The sequence below is a fragment of the bacterium genome (assembly GCA_018812485.1).
In the GTDB taxonomy this organism is placed as follows: domain Bacteria; phylum JAHJDO01; class JAHJDO01; order JAHJDO01; family JAHJDO01; genus JAHJDO01.
On sequence record JAHJDO010000083.1, the window covers coordinates 1 to 3,337 of the forward strand.

Below are 3,337 nucleotides of genomic sequence, written 5' to 3' on the forward strand. Positions count from 1 at the left end.
AATCCTTGATATTTTCGTTTTGAATTCAACCATTTTAGGGAATGATTTTTCTGTATTTAACGAAATTTGCTCTGTAACACACTCTTACTTATAGGCTTACGCTTAAGCCCCAATTTTAGCCAAATCTGTCTAGTACCCTTAAATCAGCTCTAGGAGGCTCAACTCCTGTTTTTCAGACGTGTAAGAAAGCTCTTATTAGGATGTTTGGCAACCAGTGGTATGAAAAATTAGAGAAATGCTATAAAGAAAGTTCTATATAAGCTGCAGCCTTTTTCTTATAAGCCATTCTGCACTGAGAAGTATGATAAAAAGAAAAAACAGTAGGGGAGAGTTATGCAATTTTATTTTATAGGATGTGATTGTTTGCCTGTGCCTGGCTTTTATTTCATCAAAAATACCATCTATATTCTTTGGTGTATGATATACTCCCCCTGTAGATAAAGCTATATCCTTGAGCAGGATGTCGTTCAAGCCAATGTCTTCCTCTTCCATGTAAGGATTGCCGACAGCAAATCCAATCAGTTCATCTTCTGAAATGTCTTCGATTTTAGCAGTAGCTTTTAATTGATAATATCCAATGTCATCTGCTTCATAATCTGCTCCATATTCTCCTGTCTTGCCTTCCACATTAGTCAAGTTCAGAAAGGTCTTTTTATTTGATGGTGTACTTATTTGACAATTTATGTTTGCTTTATCATATCTGCGATATTCCTTATCATATGCAGATGCCATAATATGAATTATCTCACCAGGCTCGTAATAATCCTTGTTTGTATATATAAGAAGATGATTTGTGCCTTCTTTTGGCTTTTTGTCTGCGGAGCATAGCCATCTCACCATCTGTCCCCAGAATGTCTGATACATACTAATATTTTCGGCAAATGCCCATTTCCATGTGGAATCAGTTGCTATAGCCGCTACTTTCCCTTCTCCGTAATTTTGCACTATCAATACTGGCCATTTTTTTCCCGAGGATTTAGAGTCTGAAGCGTAAAGCAGCACTATAGCCCCAGGCTTAGGTCTTGAGAGAAGATTAAACCCGGATAAAGCGGGTAATGTTTTTGTATTCTTTAGGATTGGATGTCTGGATGCTTCAGGTGTAAGCACTGGTACAAAAGTTTTCCCTTCCCATTCGCCACTACCTTCTAAAGCGACAGGAAATATCTTTAATAGCTCGCCCCTTTGATATCCTCCGCTTTCAAAGGAATTTTTACCGCCTAAAATGAGAAAACCACCGCCATTTCTGGTGAAATTGACAATATTAGAAGCAGATTTTTCATCAAACATGTTTTTAATATTTCCCAGAATGATAATGTCATATTCTTTAAGGTTTTCCTCATGATGTAGAATATCATTGAGTTCTCGATGTGTGGAAATCCCTTGTTGATAAAACTGTCCTGATGAAGTTAATATAAAAGCAGTAAGATCTATATGCGGGTCTGACTCAAGGGTCCTTTTAAGGAATTTATATTCCCATCTTAGACCTCCTTCAATATAGAGTGCCTTTGTTTTCTGCCTGGTTATGAGTACAGTAAAAGTCCTTTTATTGTTCTGCGTTATAAGCTCTCCTTCCAAAGGAGGGACCTCTGCGACATATCTACATACACCCACTTGTTTTGGAATAAGACCGATCTCCAGATTTTGTACATTCTCAGATTCCTTTAGCAGCACACTGCTGCTGGATATCACCTCTCCATCCAGTTCTAAATTAACAGGAACTAGTTTTTCTTCATATCCTTGATTTTTAACCTTAATATCTATATTTATCTTTTCCCCCAAATATCCGGTTAATGGAGAACTGATATGGGTAATTGACACATCCTTAAATAATCTATTTGCCTCTATATTGCCCAGTCCAACACTGTATATTGGAACTGCGAGGCTTTTAATTCTTTTGACTGTATTTTTGCCTGCATTATTATTTCCATCAGTAAATAATATAACTCCGGATATAGGGCTTTCTCCCATTGTTTTAACAGCATTTTCTATTGAAGCAGCGATATCTGTAGAATTGCCGTGTGCGCTGAGCTTTGCAGGCATGTCTTTTTCAGACATTTCAGCAGAACCCTTTGAAAATTCAAATGTTCTAACTATAAACTGTTTAGATAGTGTTCTGATAAAATTATTTTCATCTCTATGGATTGTATCCTTAATTATTTCCAATTTACTATTTGGAGAAAAAGGGCCATGCTCACCCATGCTTTTTGAAGTATCAAACAAAAGCAGACAGCAGGATTTTTGAAGCTTCGATTTCAAGAAACTGATTGTCGGTCTTAATACTGCGCCTAGAATTATAATTATTAAAAGAATCCTGAAAAAAACTATCCAGCCTGCTTGCTTCCTGGAAAGAACAGAGTAAAGCCTGATATAGGTCAGGATTACAGCAGTAATAGCTATAGCGAGTATCCCGATCAGCAAAAAAGGATCTATTGAATTCTCAAACTCTATTCTTATATTTTGCAGGCGCCACAAGTCCATTGTCCTGAAATTATATCATAAGTTCCTTTGTTACCAACATAATTTTTAAAAACGGGGTCATGATGTTCCTGTTTATTTCCATGGTTATTAAAAAAAGTTCTTGACTTTAACATTTATTGTGGTAAAATAGCAACGTGATGAAGAAAACGCAGAAGAATAACTCAAAATCTATTGCCTCTATTGCAGAAGAATGTGGAGTTAGCGTTATGACTGTTAGCCGTGCTCTGCGCGAAAATTCAGCTGTCAAAAAATCCACACGCGAGCGAATCCTTCAGGCAGCAGAGAAAATTGGTTATCACCGCAATGTCAAATCAGGCCGCCCGCGCAATATTAAACAATCGGTTCGGCCTGCAGTAGATATAGTCTTTGGTACATTTGGCAGAATACAGTCTCTATTCTATTCCAAGCTTCTAACCTCAATTGAAGAAGAGCTTGTCAAACATGGTCATGATTGCCTTATCCGCACATATAATGGCGAATACACTCAATTTTTATCCCTGAGAGAAAGACTTAGGCAGTCTCTTACTACTGGCACCTTAATAGTGGGATATTTCCCGTTGGAACAGTTAAGAGCAATACTTGAGATTGTTCCACGGGCAATCCTGGTGGATAATACCGGAGATCCTGGTCTGGATTATCCTTATGAATCAGTAGGTTTCGACAATGTTGAGGCAGCGCGGCTTGCAATCCGTCATTTACTGTCCACAGGACATAAGCGGATTGTACTTATCAAGGGTTTTTCGAATCATTACTTTTCTCGTGAAATTGAGCAAGGATACAGAGAAATACTCAGACAATCCAGCATTGCAGTTGATGAGAGTCTTATTTTAGAGACTGATTTTACCACACAAGCTGCATA

General features: G+C 37.7%; 2 protein-coding genes. One reads left to right on the top strand and one right to left on the bottom strand.

The window, feature by feature from the left end:
* Positions 1-252: 252 nt before the first annotated feature.
* The gene (locus KKC91_06580) at positions 253-2,472 is read right to left on the bottom strand and encodes a hypothetical protein (GenBank protein MBU0478215.1); all 2,220 of its coding nucleotides are present in this window, start codon (positions 2,470-2,472) and stop codon (positions 253-255) included.
* Positions 2,473-2,615: 143 nt separating this feature from the next.
* Here KKC91_06580 and KKC91_06585 point away from each other — a divergent pair.
* The coding region (locus tag KKC91_06585) for a LacI family transcriptional regulator (protein MBU0478216.1) at positions 2,616-3,337 on the top strand (722 nt) is incomplete at its 3' end.